Genomic DNA, 17,078 nt, shown 5'->3' with positions numbered 1-17,078 from the left:
GGCTTGCTCACTTTTTACTGGATGGATCGCCTGTGTCATCTGCTCTGGCGAGTCGCTGAGATTCAAATTCATTGAAAAACCACAGAACGTCTTCCACGTACTTATCACTATGATTGTAATGGAAAATCGCTTTTTCAATATCACCGTCTGCTGCTCCACTTTTTGATAAGTAATTTGCCGCACTGAAAATGGCGTCTTCAATGTCAAACGGATCCGCGATGCCGTCGCCATTCGCGTCCACCCCATAGCCTCCATATTTCTTAATGACAGCGGGATCGGTTTTATCTTCCTCTGGGATACTCCCCTTGCCCAGTCCATGGCAGCCCGGGTATCCCCACCCGACAAAGGTGCAAGGCATGAACTGCATATGGCCTTCTGCTCCGGCCGGAGATACAAGTGGATCCATCGTTGAAAAACGAGTCTCCACCCGGTGATGGGCCGCAAGCAGCGTCCATGGGATGCTATACTCTTCTGCAGCTGCTTTGTAAATCGGTATATACTCTTCCGGGATGACTGTGGCCGTATGACGGTCTTGGAAATCCATCAGCCCGCTTGCTGACTTTTTGATCAGCTCGGGATTTTGAATGCCTGTCCAGATAATCGCAGTGAGAGTGAACAAAGTGACAGCCACCGGGACGAGAAGCACGATAAGAATCGCTTTCGTCTTTATGGATAATCCTTTATTCGGCTTTCGCTTTTTCTTCACTCTCTCACCCTTTCCGCTTACTCAGCTCCTTGCTTAATGAGCGCTTTCATATCTTTAACAATTTGATCGTATGGGACATCTTCATAGCCAGCATATGTTTTGACAACTTTTCCATCCTGATTGACTAGTCCGAAGCGTGAACCGTGCAGGACTTGATCTGAGTTCTTAATTTCAGCTACCGGCATTTTAAAAGAAGCAACTGAAATCTTTTCGATCTCACTCAAGTCATATCCTGTCAGCATGATCCATTTGGATTCGTCCGGCATACCGAATTGCTCCAAATATTGCTTTAACTTTTCAGGCGTATCATGATCTGGATCGACACTGAACGAGACGATTTTATAATCTTCCACGCCTTCTTCTTTTAACATGCCCTGTAAATCGCCCATGTTCGACATCATGGGTGGGCAAACCGAAGTACAATTAGTAAAAATAAATTGTGCGAGCCAGACCTCGCCTTTCAAATCATCCAATGAGACGGTTTCCCCGTCTTGATTCGTGTATTCGAATGGCTGGATCGAATATTCGTGGTCCGGCTTGAAACCGCTTGAGCATGCCGCAATAAATAGCAAGCCGGTCAACATTGCGGAAAACAATACTTTTTTAAGCATATCGAGACTCCTTCACATTCTTTATAACTTTATCATAGATGAAGATAAATATTCAAACAAGGTTGCCAAACTTCGTTGTATGGCAAAAGAATGACGTTTTTGTGAAGTTCACTTCATCTTTAATGTGACGAGCACATCGTGGATCGCTTCCAATTTCAGCTCAAGACGATGCAACAGATAAAACGATACGAATACCGGGAATCCGATCTCTTGTATGAAATTCAACCAGGTTTCCATTCATCATGCCCTCCTTTTTCTAAGTTAAAAACCCGCCAGCATGAGACTGGCGGGCGGACTGCTATCAGTTACGCAGTTGTGAATTCGGTTACGGTTCTTTCTACAATGCGTGCACTCTTCGGTGCGGATAACGGCGAGCCATCCACTTCAAATGCTCCGGATGCGATAATTTGCTGCATGGCGGCTTGGATTTGCTCGGACGTAATATCACTCCGCGGCTCGTCCACCGTCAGCATGGATGTTTTCCCTGCTGCTGTTTCAAATGTAAGTTGCAATGTCCTGCTCATTTCTTACCCTCTCCTTTTCGTTTTAATTGACGACTTCCGATGTTTCGACCTTCTCCATTCCCACGACTGCTCGCTCCGAAAACTGCGCCAGTTGGGATAAGGCGTTGTACAGATTTGTCGCGTTCACCCCTTGCGCGATATGGCGGTAAGACTTAGCCTTGCGAATTAACTTGCCATCCTCCGTCAGCCCTCCGTCAAAAAATACCTTTCCGATAGCGCCTCTAAATTCCATTGTTGCCATGTGCTCCACCTCCCTTCACCTGTTATATAGAAACAGGCAAAGGAAAAGAATACATTGTTAATGAAATTTTTCTCAATTCCTTTTATAATAGGGGAAGTGAGGAAGAGGTGAAGACAAATGCAGGATTGGTTTATGTGGTTCATCGTATTCTGGTGTATCGTCCTAGTCGGTTTATTTGGCATCGGCGGCTACTTCATGTTCCGTAAATTCTTGAAGGTGTTTCCGAAAGAGGATGGCAAATCGACGCTTGATTGGGAAGAACATTATGTTAATGAATCCCTTCATCTTTGGAATGAGGATGCCAAAAAGCTTCTGAATGAGCTTGTTAGTCCTGTTCCAGAATTGTTCCGCGATGTAGCCAAACAGAAAATCGCTTCCAAAATCGGACAGATTGCTTTGGAAGATCGTGCGAAGACAATTGATTTTGACCATATTATCCGGGGATATATTGTGGCCACGCCTAAGCGGGATCATAAATTCCTGATTAAGAAATTGACATCCATGGAAGTGGATATGAAGCCGTATGAGCACTTATTCGAATAAGCAGAAAGGCAGTCCAGAACGTCGATCCACGATGTTCTGGACTGCCTCTTTTCTTTTGCATGGGGCACACTGTTGATTTTCTGATGCATGTAAATATTGCTATTTGATTCCGCCACCCCTATCTTGATATTATCAATCAATAACATACTCGAAGGTGAACAATGAATAATGTATTACTCTATTTTAAATCCCGGAAAAAATCGTATTTCGTAAACACTTTCCTTTTCATCACAGGCCTCATGGTTGTAATTTTTTTATTTGGGCCACCCAAGCATTATGTTGTCCCTATTTTATCAATGATAGTCTCTTATGGTTTCATAGAGCTTATAGGATATCGAAGTTGGAGAAAAGAAACCGACTGAGTTTTGATTCTAACAGATAGAATAGTGAATTCTCTACAAATCAAATATTGAGCTAAAAAAATCGTCCCCTCTTCATTTATGAGAAGGGACGATTTTTGTTTCTGAAAATCAATCTGCTGTTCGGTTTCGAATTCTTACATATTTAATCAGCATACCGATGCGCCAAGGAAGAATCATTGCAAATGCCAGCAGGAAGAACATCCCACCCAATTCACCCACATCAATGGAGCTGCTCAATATGAGCTTGGCCACCAGACGGATGACGAGCAGGCTTAAAAGAATGACAATGAATGCTTTGGACTTCTTCACATACAACAATCCATCCTTCTTCTCAAAGTTCGTTGTTTTAATCAAAATGAGAGAAAACAACAAACCAACTGCCACTGCTTCCAACACTTGTGGAAGCGGCACACGGAATTCTTCGAATAGGAACATCAATGCGCCTGTCGACATGAAGAGCGGCGGCAGAATGATCCGCTTGGCGGAAATCGGCCGCTTAGCTGCTCTGGTTCGGACAATAAATGCCATGGTCCCCATAAAAAGAAAGATAACCGTTGAGCCGACAATTAAATAAACTGACGGAATCGTGTTGAAAACATAGTCAATCCATTCCTGAAGCTTAAGCATCTTCCTTCCCCCGTTCCACGAGCTCCTGCATGCGGCGTGTCAGCTGATCCATTTGAACAAAACGGGCGAAGCGCGCCATTTCTTTACCGTGATGATAAAGCAATACAACGGGAGCGGTAAATAACGATAATTGCCCCGCGATTTCTGGTACACGTGCCGCATTCACTTGAAAGAAAGGAAACGGGTATTGATCTACAAGTGCTTCCACTTGCGGAAAGAGCCCATCACAAACGGAACAGTGATCCGTTTTGACGAAAAGAAGGAGTTGCGGCTCTTTTTCTATAATTTCGTTCCATTGCTCATATGATCCGATTTCATTCATCGGTTGTTCCTCCTATCCAATCAAAAACCTTGGAAATCACCAAAAATCGGACTCAGCAAGCTGGTGAGATACGTGATTCCATCGAAAAACAACAAAAATCCGAAAGCAATCATAACATAACCGCCAATTTTCATCATCAAATTACTATGCCGTTTGATCCATCCAAGACGGGTAATGAAAAATGATAAAATAAAGAACGGGATAGCGAACCCTAATACATACATCATCATATATAACATGCTGGAGCCTGGATTGGCTGCAGCCAGTCCAATAATCGCTCCAATAATTGGCCCCATGCATGGCTGCCAGCCCGCTGAAAATGCAAGGCCGATCAAAGCCGTTCCCAAGAAGCCGGCCGGTCTGTTTTTGAATTGCAGACGTCGTTCTTTCATTAAGAAATCAGGCTTGAACAACCCGATGACCATTAGCCCAAACAAGACGATAAAGATGGCGCCCGCTTGCCGTAGTATATCCTTGTACTGCACAAAAAAGTTGCCAACGAGCGATGTGCTGAACCCAAGGAAGACAAAAACGACCGAGAATCCAAGCAGGAAAAAGATCGTGTGAAGCATTCCATTTCGGCTCATCCGCTTGGAATCGCCTTTCAATTCATCGATCGACATGCCTGTAATATACGATATAAATGCTGGATACAAAGGCAGCACACACGGTGAAATGAAACTCAAAAATCCGGCGCCGAACGCCAGAAACACATTCAAATCAGTAGTCATCCTTCTCTCCCCTTCACTTTTCTCTCCCCATCGTACCAAATCCATAGCCGAAATACGTTGATTTTACCTGTGAACAGTTTATGACATTCGGATATGATGTTTGCATGGAAGCGAGAAAGTAACCTCTTTTTTGCTTTCCCTAGTTTGGCTCTCCTTGCCGGAAAACCATACCTCACTCGCATATCCGTACCTTCTTACCTTTTGCGCCAAATGACAAGACAACCACGCCATATCAGTGCACTGCATACAAAATGAAGCCATTAGCCACTTGCTTCCCGTGCCCGGAACATTCCCGCTACAGCATTCCACTTTGCTCACACCAAAAAGAAAAGGCGGCAAGCAAATTCTTAGTTGAGTTTGCTTACCGCCTGAAGTATGTCTTTCTAGGTACTTACTATTTAGATCGCATCATCCAGCAATCCGTTTTGCAATTGGTACATCATGTAATAGAGCCCTTTTTGTGCGAGGAGCTGCTGATGATTGCCTCGTTCTACGATTTCCCCCTGGTGCAGCACTAAGATTAGTTCCGCATCCTGGATCGTACTCAATCGGTGGGCGATCGCAATGGTCGTCCGCCCTTTCCGCATTTTTTCCAAGCTTGCTTGAATCGCGACTTCGGTTTCCGTATCGATATTAGCAGTCGCTTCGTCCAGGACAAGTATTTTTGGATTTGTTGCGATTGTGCGAGCGAAGGCGACGAGCTGACGTTGACCGCTGGAGAACGTTGATCCGCGTTCTGTCACTTTTTGCGAGTATTTATCCGGCAGTTTTTCGATAAATTCGTTGGCATGGACAAATTCCGCTGCCGCACGTACTTCTTCTCCTGACATTTCCTTGTTGTGAAGACGGATATTGCTTTCAATATCCCCGTAGAACAGGAACGGATCTTGCAAGACGAGACCGACCTTTTGGCGGAGCTCCTCTTTCGGATAGTCTTTCAGCGAGATGCCGTCCACCAGGATTTCCCCTTGATTATACTCATAGAAACGCATAAGCAAGTTGATGATGGAGCTCTTTCCGCTTCCGGTATGGCCGACGAGGGCGACCGTTTCCCCTGCGTTTGCGGTGAATGAAATATTCTTCAGCACATTATTTTTGCCGTCATAGGAAAACGTGACATCGCGAAATTCGATAGTCCCTTCTTGGATCGGTTGCTTCGCTTGATCCGTCTGGCTCGGTTCCATATCCGTATCATCCATCAATTTGAATACGCGGGATGCAGAAACAAGCGCTTGCTGGAAAATGGATAGACGCTGCATCACTTGCTGAACTGGCTGGAACAACCGGCCGATTAACGTAGTGAACGCATAGATGATCCCTACATCAACGGCACTTTCTAAAGACATAAAACCGAAATAGCCGAGGACGAAAACGATCGCAATAGCGTACAGCAAATCGATGAATGGTCCAAGCAACACGCTGTCGAACTTAATATTCCGCATGCCGGCCCGGTAATGCCCTTCATTGATATCATCGAATTCCTTCGCCAGCCGTTCCTCTTGCCGGAACGCCTGAATCATACCCATGCCAGACAGCGACTCCGCTATTTTGGCATTCAATTGGCTGAGCCGCTCACGGATGTCTTGATAGAAATCCGCACTGTAACGGCGATAGACAATAACGATGATCATAAATAACGGCAGCAATGCCATAGACATGAACGCAAGTTTGACATTAAGGGAGAACAGCGCAAAGTAAACGCCAATGATGACAAAAATCGCTTGCAGGAACGTAACGATTACACTGACAAACATTTCCTTGATCGACTCGGTGTCGTTTGTTACCCGTGATACGATACTGCCTGCAGGTGTTTTGTCAAAGTAGCGCATGCCGAGTCCTTGCACTTTTGTAAATACATCAATCCGCATTTGCTGAATGACCTTCAAGGCAATCGCCTGGAACCGTAGCGATTGGAAATACGAGACAACGACTATGAACAATTGAAGCCCGATATAAATAAGCGCCAGTGCCATAACTTCTTTCTTCGGAAAATCGAGCGGCGTCAAATAATTATCGATAAATGATTGGATGAGCAACGGTCCTACAATGCTTCCTGTGACTGTCAAGACGAGCAGTACCAGTGCGACCGTAATACTTGCCTTATGAGGAATAGCGTATCTCAATAAACGCTTGAATACGATCCACTGATCCTTCGCTGTCAGTTTTGGCTGTTTTTCAATGGACATTATTCCTCACCCCCTTGTTCAACGAGCACTTCGAGTTGCTGCAAGTCATACATTTCTTTATACTTGCCCCCTAGTGCAATCAATTCATCATGAGTACCAGCCTCGATAATAGTCCCTTCTTCCAAGACGATGATTTTATGGGCGTGTTGGATGGCACTCAGGCGGTGAGACGTAATGATTGTCGTTTCACCGGTACGTGTCTGCTTCAATGCCTCCAGAATGGCTTCCTCTGTCTTTGCATCTACTGCTGATAACGAATCGTCCAAAATCAATAACTCGGGCTGCATGATCAGGGCGCGGGCAATGGAAATCCGCTGTTTCTGTCCACCCGACAGGGAAACACCACGTTCTCCGACGACGGTTTCATAGCCTTCTGCAAATCCCAAAATATCCTCATGGATGTAGGCGAGCCGTGCTGCTTCGTAAACTTTCTCACGGTCAACCTTTGGATTGGTGAATGCGATATTTTCTGCCACAGTCGTCGAAAAGAGGAAGTGGTCTTGCGGCACGTATCCAATGGAACTCCGTAAACTTTGCTGTTTGTATTGGTTGATTGGATGTCCGCCGTACACGATGCTTCCTTTGTATCCTTCAAACTCCCGTAGTAAAAGCTTCAAGATGGCGGTCTTCCCTGATCCGGTCTTGCCGACAATCCCGAGTGTCTCTCCCCGTCTCAATGTAAAATGCACATTACGCAAGGCGGGTGCTTCATCCTCCGGAAACGTGAATTCATCGATATCAAAATGCAAATCACCTTCAGGCCGATCAGCAATCGCGCCTGCCACGTCTTGAATTTCAGGCGTAATGGAGAGAAGCTCTGAAATGCGGCTGTACGAGGCGTTCCCGCGTTCCACGATATTGAATAGGAAGCCGAACGCAAGCATGGGCCATATCAACAGCCCAAGGTATGTACTGAATGCCACCATATCCCCGATTGACATATCTCCCGCAATGATAAGTTTCGTTCCGAAAAAGAACGAAAGTATATAGGAAATTGCGAAAATTCCAGTGATCGTCGGATCAAATAATGCATCGATTTTGGCCACTCTCATGTTTTTTTCTACTACATCCGTTGATAGCTCCGTAAAATCCTGGATGTCTTCCTTTTGCTGTCCAAATGTCTTGATTACCTTGATGCCCGAAATGCTTTCCTGCGTCTTATCATTCAAGCTTGAAAAAGCTTCCTGGGCAAAACGGAATTTCTTTCGGAGCAGCCGTCCATAGTAACTTGTCAGGAAAATCATGAACGGAAATGGAATTAATGCGATCACAGTCAATTTCCAGTTGATCGTCAAGGCCATCGTCAAAATAACGAAACCGCCAGTCGAAATCGAGTCGACGAGTGTCAAGATCCCCATCCCGGCTGTCTGTTGTACAGCATTGATGTCATTTGTCGCATGTGCCATTAAATCCCCGACTCGGCGTTTTTGATAAAACGACGGTGACATCCTCGTAAAATGATTAAATAATTTTTCCCGCATCGTCCTCGATAGCAGGACGGCGGATCCGAAAATCATGACACGCCAATAATAGCGCGATATGTACATTAGCACGCCTGCCGCTGCCAAGATGATCAGCCATTTGATCAGTTCGGAAGAGCTTAACGTCCCTTTTGTAATATCATCGACAATAAAACCGATGATCTTCGGTGGCAGCAACTGCAGCAAGGAAACGAATACAAGCGCAGCAATGCCGAGACCGTACTGCTTCCTACGCTGCTTAAAAAACCAGCTTAGCTGAACTAAAACTTTCACATGACTCCCCCTACCCTTTTCTCTCTCTTTCTATGTTGTCCTCAAATAGTCTACCAAAAGTCTGAACAATAGAAAAGGTACGAAACTTAAATTATTCGATTTCTGAAATACTTTTTATATCGACAAACGGCACGCAATGTGCCTTCCCTGGTTCCATGCCGATTTGAAGCACCCCTTGCAGGCTGTCGGTCTTCTGGATGAACCCTTGCGCCTTTTTGACATCTTCCCCCTGCCAAAACTCAATAGAGACCGGCGTCCCCTCTTCCATTGCGTTGCTAATCTTATAATCCCATTCCTCCAGCTGTTGCTCATCCGGCGTGTCCCTTACCAGCTTTCCATCTTCTGCCTGCCAATCCCGCAACTGCTGAATATGCTCTGGAAGCATCATAGCTGTCCATTTAATGTTTCCTCGATCCCGAATCATTGTTGTTAGCTCCTTCCTGTAATTGGCAGTCATATGATATGATAATGAATAATAGAAAGAGAGGTGCCCATCATGCCGCTGGATGTGACAACCTTCATCCTGACCATAATTTTCGCTTTTGTCCTCTTTTCTTTTGTCCTGCTCTGGGTCGTCCGCAGCGCCATTCATTCCTCCGGCTTAATGGAGAAAATTGAAAAGCTAGAAGAGGATCTGGCCGACCTAAAAAAATCGCAACGGGACTAACCGATGTCTTTCATTCCTGCAACCCCTTTCCGACTGTCTGTTGCTACGCATTTGGAAAGTACTTTTATCATTCATTGACAAGCGCCTTGCCTAATAGAAAAGGAGGTAGGAAAAGCAGTGTAAGTCTTCTCTTTTCATCAAAGAACCAATTTGATTGAAAAGGGGCTGCAAATGAATGAAACATCGATCTTTCCGTTTTTTATGGATGGGCCAGGCGATTGCCGATTGCGGTGACATATTCTACATCGTGGGGCTGATTGCCATTTTATATGGGCAGTCCAATTCGCCGTTCGTGCTCGCTCTCGTTCCATTCGTCAATATGATGGGACGCTTTGGAAGCGGCTTCCTTTCTCCGCTTCTGATGAACCGCTTTCCGCTAAAAAGATTGCTCGTCGCGTCCCAAGCATTGAAAACAATCGTGCTTTGGTCACTGGCGTTCTACGCCTCCGGAGCGACAAGTGTGGCTGTCTTGTTAAGCTTTGCGTTTGCCATCGCGTTTCTTGACGGCTGGGCGGCTCCCGCAAGCCATGCCATGTTGCCGCGGCTTGTGCCAAAGGAGGAATTGGTGAAGGCCAACAGTTTCTTCTCTGTCGTGTCCGAAACCGTCAATTTAGGCGCCTGGGCTGTAGGCGGAGGCATTGTCGCGTTGACCACGGGCCCAATCGCGATACTGTTGACAGGCACGCTGTATCTATTTGCCATCGCCCTGCTTGCCGGAATTTCTGATCCTGTCAAATTTACTCTGCCCAAAGGGGAAGAAAAGGCCACGGGTGAATTGACGGCAGGCTGGCGTCTTGTATGGAAGCGCCCTTTATATCGGACACTGCACATTCTCATTGCGCTGGAAGCACTGGCTAACGTCGTCTGGATCGCCTCCATCCTCTATGTGTTTGTGACGGAAGTGCTCGCCAAAAACGAGGCTTGGTGGGGATATATCAACACAGCCTTCTTCATCGGCATGCTGGCGGGCGGCATCCTGTGTGCACGTTTTGCATCACGTATCGAAAGTTCCTTGCAACGGACCATTTTGGTGTCCTCTTTCGGCATCAGCCTGCTGACCGCTCTTTTTGGGATGACAGCCTGGCCGTGGTTCGCCCTTGTTCTCGTCGGATGCACGGGCGTATTTCAGCAGTGGAAAGGCATTTCAATTGATACGTGTTTGCAAAAAGCGGCTTCGGCGGAAGAATTGCCTGCCATCTATGCCGTGCAGCAAACCATCGTATCCATTTTGTTCGCTGCGGGATCCTTGGCTTTCGGGGCAATTGTGGAATGGGCTGGTGCACGTTTTGTGTATATGCTGGCCGCCGCTTTGCTTACCCTTTCGGCTCTCTGTGCATGGAGATATCGCCGCCACCTGCAAATGAATTGACACTTCGGCCGTCCGGCAGCTTTCCGGACGGTCTTTCTATCTATAATGCCCGCCGATGAGTTTGGCCCGATGGACCGCTGTTCCCGCCTCTGTATAGGACACCGCCCGCAATACCGCAGTGGAACCGTATTTATTGCGCAGCGTATCCATCGTGGCACCGAGCTTGCGATCCCGCCATTTCCGTTCATCGAAAAAACTGAGCTGCATGGAGTGCTCATCCTCCAAATTCGTCAAGCTGATGCCCAGCCGCCGAACCGCACGTCCGTCATGGAAACGGTCAAACAGCTCCGTGCATATCCGATAGATCCCCATCGTGTCATTGATCGATTCACTCACCGAAGCCGAGCGGCTGAATCCGCCACCAAGCGAACGCTTGGAATAAGCGACAGACAGGTGAACGGTACGCCCCGCTTTTCCCGCCTCCCGGGCCCGCTTGGCGACATCCTCGCACATTTCGAGCAGGACCGCCAGCACATCTTCACGCTTTTCATAGTCCCTAAACAGCATCTGGCCTTTCCCATAGCTGATCTGTCCTTCGACGAGCGGAGCTGTATCGACGCTTGAAAAATCGAGTCCGTGGGCATGATGGTATAATTGATTTCCCATGATGCCGAATTTTTTCTCCAGCTGCTCCAAAGAGGCATGGGCCAGATCGCCGACAGAGAAGATGCCCATATTGTTTAACGTCTTTTCCAGCCGGCCGCCGATGCCCCACATTTTGCTGAGCGGCGCGATCGGCCAAAGCTTTTCGGGTACGTCCTCGTATGTCCAGCGGGCAATGCCCGTCTTTTTCGCTTCCAAATCCAAGGCGAGCTTTGACAGCAGCATATTCGGTCCGATGCCGCAGGCGGACGGCAGCTGGAATTGCTCAGCCAGCTCGTCTTGGATGCGCTGCACCGTATCCTCCAGCGGCCCCCACAGCCGCTCCGTACCTGTCAAATCGACAAAACTTTCATCGACGCTGTATACATGAATGGCTTCTTTCGGAACAAAGCGATTCAAATGGCGCGTAATGGCCATGGACACATCCAGATAAAATCCCATTTTCGGCTCAATTAACCGGATGCTCGGATCATCCGGAATTTCAAATAATCGCATGCCAGTCTTGATGCCGAATTCTTTTTTCAAGGGCGGAGAGGCGGCAAGGATGACACCGCCCTTGCGTTCCATATTCCCTACCACCGCAATCGGCGTCTCCATGACATCCAGCCCTTCGATGGCCGCCGCGCAGCTCGCATAAAAACTTCTCATGTCCAGGCAGACGATCTGCCGGTTCGGTAAATTTTCATACATCACGCATCCCTCCTACGAACAATCGTTCTCTTTATAATATACCCCGAACACTTGTCCGTATTCAAGGTTTTTTATTTCCAGCTCTGTAAAACATGGGATATGGAAGAAAAACATCATATTTTCCCATAAAAAAACGCCTTCCCTCAAGAGAGGAAAGACGTTCGGTTATTGAAGCTGGTCGGGTACTTTGAAAGGATCGATATCATTAAAATAGCTATATGTAGCATTCAATTTTTGTCTCGCTCGATAGGAAGTACCATCGCGGAATGACCGCATATCCGCAGACATTTTAAAGCTCGTCACATAAGAAGTGCTCTTATTGAATGTGATAACTAAATCCATTTTATAAATGATCAGGAAGCCGTCTTCCTGAGGTCCGAGATCCGGTACGAGCTGTTTAAATTTCTCGAATTGCTTCCGATTCAAACTTAATGTCAATGCATACCCGTATTCGATGGGTTCCAGGATGAAATCATCCTTGAATTCATCAAACAGGGAAAGATCGAGCGTCGGGTTGGAACGGGAAACGAGAGTGCCAAATAATTTTTCGAGTGATTCCGAGGACGCTTCCTCCCACTCTTTACTGTTTTCATCGGAAACAAAATTCCGATCGCCCAAACGATAGAGATTCATTTTGTATGATTTGATACCTCGGGGCTGTACAAGTGTCTCTTGATGTATTTTCATAGGATTCAAGAAAGCATCTGTTTGAATATCGAATTTGGCGCCGCTTTTTTCAGGATTTTCAAAATCCCCATCATGAACCGTCACTTTATAATCATCATAGACGATATGTGAATGGACCGCGTCCAAAGATGACGCCATTTCCTTCTTTGACTTGTCCAATAGACGTTCAGCCGTCATTTTTTCTGTCGCTCCGCTGGAATTGCAAGCGGCAAGGAGCAGAACGAGCGTGCCGATCGTCAAGGATTTAACTAATTTTTTCACGAAAAACTCCCTCTCTACAAAACCTATGTTCATTCTACTGGAAAATGGCTGCTTCATCAATCCATTAGACGGAAATTCAATAGATGAGGTTGCAGAGGCTTGTGCAGGAGAGTGCCGCTACAAGTTGCAGAAAACTTGTACCACTACTAGAGGCAGCCTTCCAAATGGGAGAGAAACGCCGCAGCTCCGCGGCGTCTCAAACCCTGAGGAGAAAGCACATGTACCCACTTATTCCCTCTTCCCAAATGTCCACCTATCAGTCATGAAACGGTCAATAGTTGCGATATCCGGCTCATAGCCAATGCCGGGACCGTCCGGCACGTTGATGTAGCCGTCCTCCATGACGACCTCCGGCTGGATAATATCCTTTTCCCAATAGCGAGAAGAAGCAGCCGTATCGCCTGGAAGAATAAAATTCGGCAAGGAGGTGAGAGCGATGTTATGCGCTCGGCCAATTCCAGCCTCGAGCATGCCTCCACACCAGACCGGAATTCCTTGTTCCATGCAGTAATCATGAATCTTTTTCGCCTCTGTCAAACCGCCGACACGGCCGATTTTAATATTGATGATTTTCGTGCTGCCAAGCTCCACCGCCTTGCGCGCATCTTCCAAAGAATGAATGCTTTCGTCAAGGCAAATCGGTGTTTTTAGCTCTTTTTGCAAAATCGCATGATCAATAATGTCATCCGAAGCGAGCGGCTGTTCAATCATCATAAGATTGAACTCATCAAGGCGCTGTAAAAGCGCTGTATCCGCAAATGTATACGCAGAATTAGCATCTGCCATTAAGGCAATGTCCGGGAAGGATTGCCGGAGTACCGACAGAATCTCAATTTCCTTGCCGGGTTTTATTTTCACCTTAATGCGCTTGTAGCCTTCCTGCAAATGGTGCCGGACGACTTCCGTCAGCTCCTCAACGCTTTGCTGTATGCCGATGCTGATGCCGACCTCGATCTGCTGGCGGGTGCCGCCTAATGCTTTGGCCAGTGGCATGCCCTGCTGCTTTGCGTACAAATCCCAAACAGCACCTTCGACTGCCGCTTTCGCCATATTGTTTTTCCGAATTGGTGAAAAGAGTCCACTCACTTCATCAGGATGCGCAAGATCGGCATCCAGCAAAATCGGAATGAGAAAGTCACGAATCATATGCCAATTCGTTTCGACCGTCTCCTCACTATACCAAGGCGCATCGAATGCAACCGATTCGCCCCATCCGCTGCGGCCGGATCCGTCTTTTATTTCAATCAATAAAAAATGCTTGTCCTGCATTGTGCCGAAACTTGTCGTAAACGGCTGTTTCATCTTCATTTTCATCCGTCTGACAATAATTTCTCGAATGTCCATGCTACTCCCCCCGTTTCATCACAAAGGTATCGTTCCTCGGCGAACCAATTGATAATAACAGATGCCTTCCTCATTGTCCGAACGCCTGACACCGACAGCCGCATAACCATCCGCAAACAGCTGCTGAAAAATCGCCCGCAGCTGCATCCGCCAATCATACGCAAGCGAAGGTTCTGTCTTCTTCAAATGTTGAATATTGGACGGAACTGGAATTTCGTAGCCGTCCGCACCTGAGCGAAACTGCCCCGCAACTTCCCTAATTTGCGGTTGGCCGCTCGCTGTATAAGAAATGCTGCAAGGACGCTCGAATTGAATTTCATCCGGCGTCCAAGCCGACTGCACCCGCTCGCTCCGGACCCACCATTCCACTTTGAAACGATCCGATGGCAAGCCTTGATTCAAACCGTCCGCCATCTCCCCGTACCAATTTTCAAGATAAGTGGAACAGATTCCATGCAGCTTCGCCAAATTTAAATAGGCATTGCGGCTTTCCAGCGGATCATAAGTCCAGACGATTAACTCATAGCCCATTTGCTCGGCTTCAATCAGCTGCCTCTCCTTCAACTTTCTTCCAATGCCTTGGGAACGATAATCCGGATCAATCCCAAGCATGTGAGAACATAAAAAGACAGATCCATTCCGAAAACCCGGAAAGCTGTATGAAAATCCAATCAGGCGGTCCTCATCAAACGCGCCGATGAGCAAGCCGCCATTTTGAATGGCCGTATAGAGCTGGTGAAGCGGGACGGACGCAGATTGCCACACTTTCTCTTCCAGCGGCTTAATCAAATGCACTTCTTCAATTGTGGTCAGTTTTCGAATGGCTACTTCCATACATCAGCCACCTTTCACGTAGAATGAAACTACCTTTACTCAGACAGATTCACGCGCCAGCCGAATGGATCCTCCAGTTTACCCGTTTGGATGCCGGTGATCGTATCGTAAATCCGTTGCGATAAAGGCCCGATTTCTCCGTTGTTAATCGTCATTTTCTCGCCTTTCCAGAAAAGCTCGCCAATCGGAGAAATGACAGCAGCTGTACCTGAACCGAAAGCCTCTTCTAACGTCCCTGCCTGGGAAGCCGCATGCAATTCTTCCATAGAGAGTTTACGTTCACTCACCGGGACATCCCAATGACGAAGCAATTCGATGACGGATTTTCGCGTTACACCTTCCAAAATACTGCCGTTCAAGGAAGGAGTGACAATTTCACCGTCTATTTTAAAGAAGACATTCATCGCCCCGACTTCCTCGATATAATGGCGTTCTTTCCCATCCAGCCACAGCACTTGGGAGTAGCCGTTTGCTTCAGCAATTTCTTGCGCTTTCATCGCGCCGGCATAGTTTCCTGCCGTTTTGGCGCTACCTGTACCGCCCGCAACCGCACGGACAAATTCGGATTCAACCGCAATCTTCACCGGATTCATCCCTTCTTTATAATACGCCCCGACAGGCGACAGGATGATCATGAACGTATAGGTCGCAGAAGGTGCGACACCTAAATAAGGCTGCGTGGCAAAGATAAACGGCCGTATGTATAAAGATGTGCCTTCCTTATTCGGTATCCAATCCTTATCGACTCGAATGAGTTCTTTCAATGCATTAAGCGCAAATTTCTCATCAATTTCAGGCATGCAAAGTCGATCATTCGATCGGTTCAGGCGTTTCAAGTTTTCTTCCGGTCTAAACAGAACCACGTCTTGGTCCTCCGTCACATAGGCTTTCAACCCTTCGAATACAGTTTGTCCATAATGAAAGACAATAGCTGCCGGATCCAGGCTAATCGGTTCATATGGTTTGATTTTCGCATCATGCCATCCTCTGCCCGCTGTATAATCCATCGTAAACAGATGATCCGTAAAGACGGTGCCGAATGCGAGCTGGTCGGTTGCCGGCTTCTCTTTTGGATGCTTGGTCAGTTCAATCGTCAGCTGTAAATCGTTCATTCGAATTCCTCCAATTCATATAATCATTCCATTATACACGGATTTTTTCGATTCGACAGACAACCGCGTTTTTGAGTATGCTAAAAACGAGCAGGCTTGATTGCCAGCTCGTTAGCCTTCTTCCGTTTAGGAATACCTTTCACCAATCCATCCATCCATCCTCTTCAACTCCGAATTTAAGAGTGAATGCGCTGGCGGAAAGATCATAATGGCTTACTGATTCGAAAAAAACCGTTTGGATTTCTTTCACTGCGGCTGCAGTTGCCTCTTGATTTATCAGTATATATTTGACCCGAATATCGTCTTTTGAATAGACCGCAAGCAACATTTGATATTCAAAACCTCTTTCTTTTAACCCATCGTCTATCGCGCTTGTAACGGACCATCCTCTCGGAAAAGCAAAGTAGAGATTTCTTCAGCATCTTGCAAATTCTTATTATGCTCTGCTAGTATGGCGGAACGCATCGAGGAATCGTAAGAGGAAGTCATGCGGATCTCCTTAATCAAAAGAATCCCTGCACTGACAAGCATGATAGCTCCAAGTAAAGCGATTTTGCCTTTTCGTATCCGGGGCACTTCCTTTTTAACAGTACTATACGAATAGAATATAGATTGTATACTCACATTTGATTGATAAGCTCCACTTTCCCTCCCCTTATTACAAACTGTAGAAAGCAGGAATCAATAAACCAAGCGCAAGACACCCAACTGCCGCTGCCTTGGACTGTTTAGCAAGACGCATGTCGCCGGCTTTTACATATTGAAAAAACGTCAAAGTAAAATAAAACCAAAGAATAACGAGAATCGTAGAAAGGATCCCAGCCCATCCCGGAACGGATTCAATGATGTAACCCAAACAAACACCCCCTACATGTCTTTTACTTCATTGAAAAGCAAAGGCGCC

At 46.7% G+C, this 17,078-nt stretch carries 22 protein-coding genes; 3 read left to right on the top strand and 19 right to left on the bottom strand.

Going from position 1 to position 17,078, the window contains the following annotated elements; all coding sequences use genetic code 11:
• Positions 1 to 7: 7 nt before the first annotated feature.
• The 5 genes from ACSW3C_RS05155 to ACSW3C_RS05135 all read right to left on the bottom strand — a co-directional run bounded on the left by ACSW3C_RS05155 (position 8) and on the right by ACSW3C_RS05135 (position 2,082).
• Positions 8 to 706, bottom strand: a complete 699-nt coding sequence (locus ACSW3C_RS05155) for a lytic transglycosylase domain-containing protein (protein ID WP_486561226.1) — start codon at positions 704 to 706, stop codon at positions 8 to 10.
• A gap of 17 nt (positions 707 to 723) precedes the next feature.
• On the bottom strand, positions 724 to 1,317 hold the full coding sequence (locus ACSW3C_RS05150; RefSeq protein ID WP_486561225.1) for an SCO family protein: 594 nt from the start codon (positions 1,315 to 1,317) through the stop codon (positions 724 to 726).
• Between the two features lie 108 nt (positions 1,318 to 1,425).
• On the bottom strand, positions 1,426 to 1,554 hold the full coding sequence (locus ACSW3C_RS05145; protein WP_486561223.1) for a YvrJ family protein: 129 nt from the start codon (positions 1,552 to 1,554) through the stop codon (positions 1,426 to 1,428).
• Positions 1,555 to 1,622: 68 nt separating this feature from the next.
• A complete protein-coding gene (locus ACSW3C_RS05140; RefSeq protein WP_486561222.1) occupies positions 1,623 to 1,841 on the bottom strand; it encodes a DUF2922 domain-containing protein in 219 nt (72 codons plus the stop codon).
• Between the two features lie 22 nt (positions 1,842 to 1,863).
• On the bottom strand, positions 1,864 to 2,082 hold the full coding sequence (locus ACSW3C_RS05135; protein ID WP_486561220.1) for a DUF1659 domain-containing protein: 219 nt from the start codon (positions 2,080 to 2,082) through the stop codon (positions 1,864 to 1,866).
• Between the two features lie 117 nt (positions 2,083 to 2,199).
• On the opposite strand from ACSW3C_RS05135, the gene ACSW3C_RS05130 reads away from it, so the two are divergent.
• Positions 2,200 to 2,625 carry a DUF2621 domain-containing protein gene (locus ACSW3C_RS05130; RefSeq protein WP_248513798.1) on the top strand — a complete coding sequence of 142 codons (426 nt, stop codon included), beginning with the start codon at positions 2,200 to 2,202 and terminating at the stop codon, positions 2,623 to 2,625.
• 470 nt (positions 2,626 to 3,095) lie between these two features.
• Here ACSW3C_RS05130 and ACSW3C_RS05125 read toward each other — a convergent pair whose 3' ends face one another.
• The 6 genes from ACSW3C_RS05125 to ACSW3C_RS05100 form a co-directional block, all read right to left on the bottom strand.
• Positions 3,096 to 3,614, bottom strand: a complete 519-nt coding sequence (locus ACSW3C_RS05125; RefSeq protein ID WP_486561218.1) for a CcdC family protein — start codon at positions 3,612 to 3,614, stop codon at positions 3,096 to 3,098.
• The gene (locus ACSW3C_RS05120; protein ID WP_486561216.1) at positions 3,607 to 3,936 is read right to left on the bottom strand and encodes a thioredoxin family protein; all 330 of its coding nucleotides are present in this window, start codon (positions 3,934 to 3,936) and stop codon (positions 3,607 to 3,609) included. Before ACSW3C_RS05120 ends, ACSW3C_RS05125 begins: the two co-directional genes overlap by 8 nt.
• A 20-nt stretch (positions 3,937 to 3,956) precedes the next feature.
• The gene (locus ACSW3C_RS05115) at positions 3,957 to 4,667 is read right to left on the bottom strand and encodes a cytochrome c biogenesis CcdA family protein (protein WP_486561214.1); all 711 of its coding nucleotides are present in this window, start codon (positions 4,665 to 4,667) and stop codon (positions 3,957 to 3,959) included.
• Positions 4,668 to 5,065: 398 nt separating this feature from the next.
• Complete coding sequence (locus tag ACSW3C_RS05110) at positions 5,066 to 6,847, bottom strand: ABC transporter ATP-binding protein (protein ID WP_486561515.1); 1,782 nt, start codon at positions 6,845 to 6,847, stop codon at positions 5,066 to 5,068.
• Between the two features lie 5 nt (positions 6,848 to 6,852).
• Positions 6,853 to 8,607: an ABC transporter ATP-binding protein gene (locus ACSW3C_RS05105; protein WP_486561212.1), complete on the bottom strand. Its 1,755-nt coding sequence runs from the start codon at positions 8,605 to 8,607 to the stop codon at positions 6,853 to 6,855.
• Positions 8,608 to 8,698: 91 nt separating this feature from the next.
• Positions 8,699 to 9,031: a YolD-like family protein gene (locus ACSW3C_RS05100; protein WP_486561210.1), complete on the bottom strand. Its 333-nt coding sequence runs from the start codon at positions 9,029 to 9,031 to the stop codon at positions 8,699 to 8,701.
• Positions 9,032 to 9,103: 72 nt separating this feature from the next.
• Here ACSW3C_RS05100 and ACSW3C_RS05095 point away from each other — a divergent pair, with 72 nt between their 5' ends.
• Both ACSW3C_RS05095 and ACSW3C_RS05090 read left to right on the top strand, forming a co-directional pair.
• A complete protein-coding gene (locus tag ACSW3C_RS05095) occupies positions 9,104 to 9,274 on the top strand; it encodes a hypothetical protein (protein WP_486561209.1) in 171 nt (56 codons plus the stop codon).
• A gap of 175 nt (positions 9,275 to 9,449) precedes the next feature.
• Entirely contained in the window at positions 9,450 to 10,643 is a 1,194-nt protein-coding gene (locus ACSW3C_RS05090; protein WP_486561207.1) for an MFS transporter, read from the top strand.
• Between the two features lie 36 nt (positions 10,644 to 10,679).
• On the opposite strand, the gene ACSW3C_RS05085 is transcribed toward ACSW3C_RS05090, so the two are convergent.
• From ACSW3C_RS05085 to ACSW3C_RS05050, 8 genes are all read right to left on the bottom strand, one after another.
• Entirely contained in the window at positions 10,680 to 11,936 is a 1,257-nt protein-coding gene (locus ACSW3C_RS05085) for a Y-family DNA polymerase (RefSeq protein WP_486561205.1), read from the bottom strand.
• A 165-nt stretch (positions 11,937 to 12,101) separates the two neighbouring features.
• Complete coding sequence (locus tag ACSW3C_RS05080; protein WP_486561203.1) at positions 12,102 to 12,884, bottom strand: DUF6612 family protein; 783 nt, start codon at positions 12,882 to 12,884, stop codon at positions 12,102 to 12,104.
• Between the two features lie 228 nt (positions 12,885 to 13,112).
• Positions 13,113 to 14,228 carry an o-succinylbenzoate synthase gene (gene menC, locus ACSW3C_RS05075; RefSeq protein ID WP_486561202.1) on the bottom strand — a complete coding sequence of 372 codons (1,116 nt, stop codon included), beginning with the start codon at positions 14,226 to 14,228 and terminating at the stop codon, positions 13,113 to 13,115.
• Positions 14,229 to 14,246: 18 nt separating this feature from the next.
• Positions 14,247 to 15,062 carry a GNAT family N-acetyltransferase gene (locus ACSW3C_RS05070; protein WP_486561200.1) on the bottom strand — a complete coding sequence of 272 codons (816 nt, stop codon included), beginning with the start codon at positions 15,060 to 15,062 and terminating at the stop codon, positions 14,247 to 14,249.
• A gap of 35 nt (positions 15,063 to 15,097) precedes the next feature.
• Complete coding sequence (locus ACSW3C_RS05065) at positions 15,098 to 16,174, bottom strand: branched-chain amino acid aminotransferase (protein ID WP_486561199.1); 1,077 nt, start codon at positions 16,172 to 16,174, stop codon at positions 15,098 to 15,100.
• A 139-nt stretch (positions 16,175 to 16,313) separates the two neighbouring features.
• A complete protein-coding gene (locus ACSW3C_RS05060) occupies positions 16,314 to 16,502 on the bottom strand; it encodes a hypothetical protein (protein WP_486561197.1) in 189 nt (62 codons plus the stop codon).
• A gap of 35 nt (positions 16,503 to 16,537) precedes the next feature.
• On the bottom strand, positions 16,538 to 16,798 hold the full coding sequence (locus tag ACSW3C_RS05055; RefSeq protein ID WP_486561195.1) for a hypothetical protein: 261 nt from the start codon (positions 16,796 to 16,798) through the stop codon (positions 16,538 to 16,540).
• 34 nt (positions 16,799 to 16,832) lie between these two features.
• Positions 16,833 to 17,030, bottom strand: a complete 198-nt coding sequence (locus ACSW3C_RS05050) for a hypothetical protein (protein WP_486561194.1) — start codon at positions 17,028 to 17,030, stop codon at positions 16,833 to 16,835.
• Positions 17,031 to 17,078 lie beyond the last annotated feature (48 nt).

Source organism: Sporosarcina sp. AD_1 (assembly GCF_057373025.1).
This window is presented reverse-complemented; position numbering and strand designations above follow the sequence as displayed.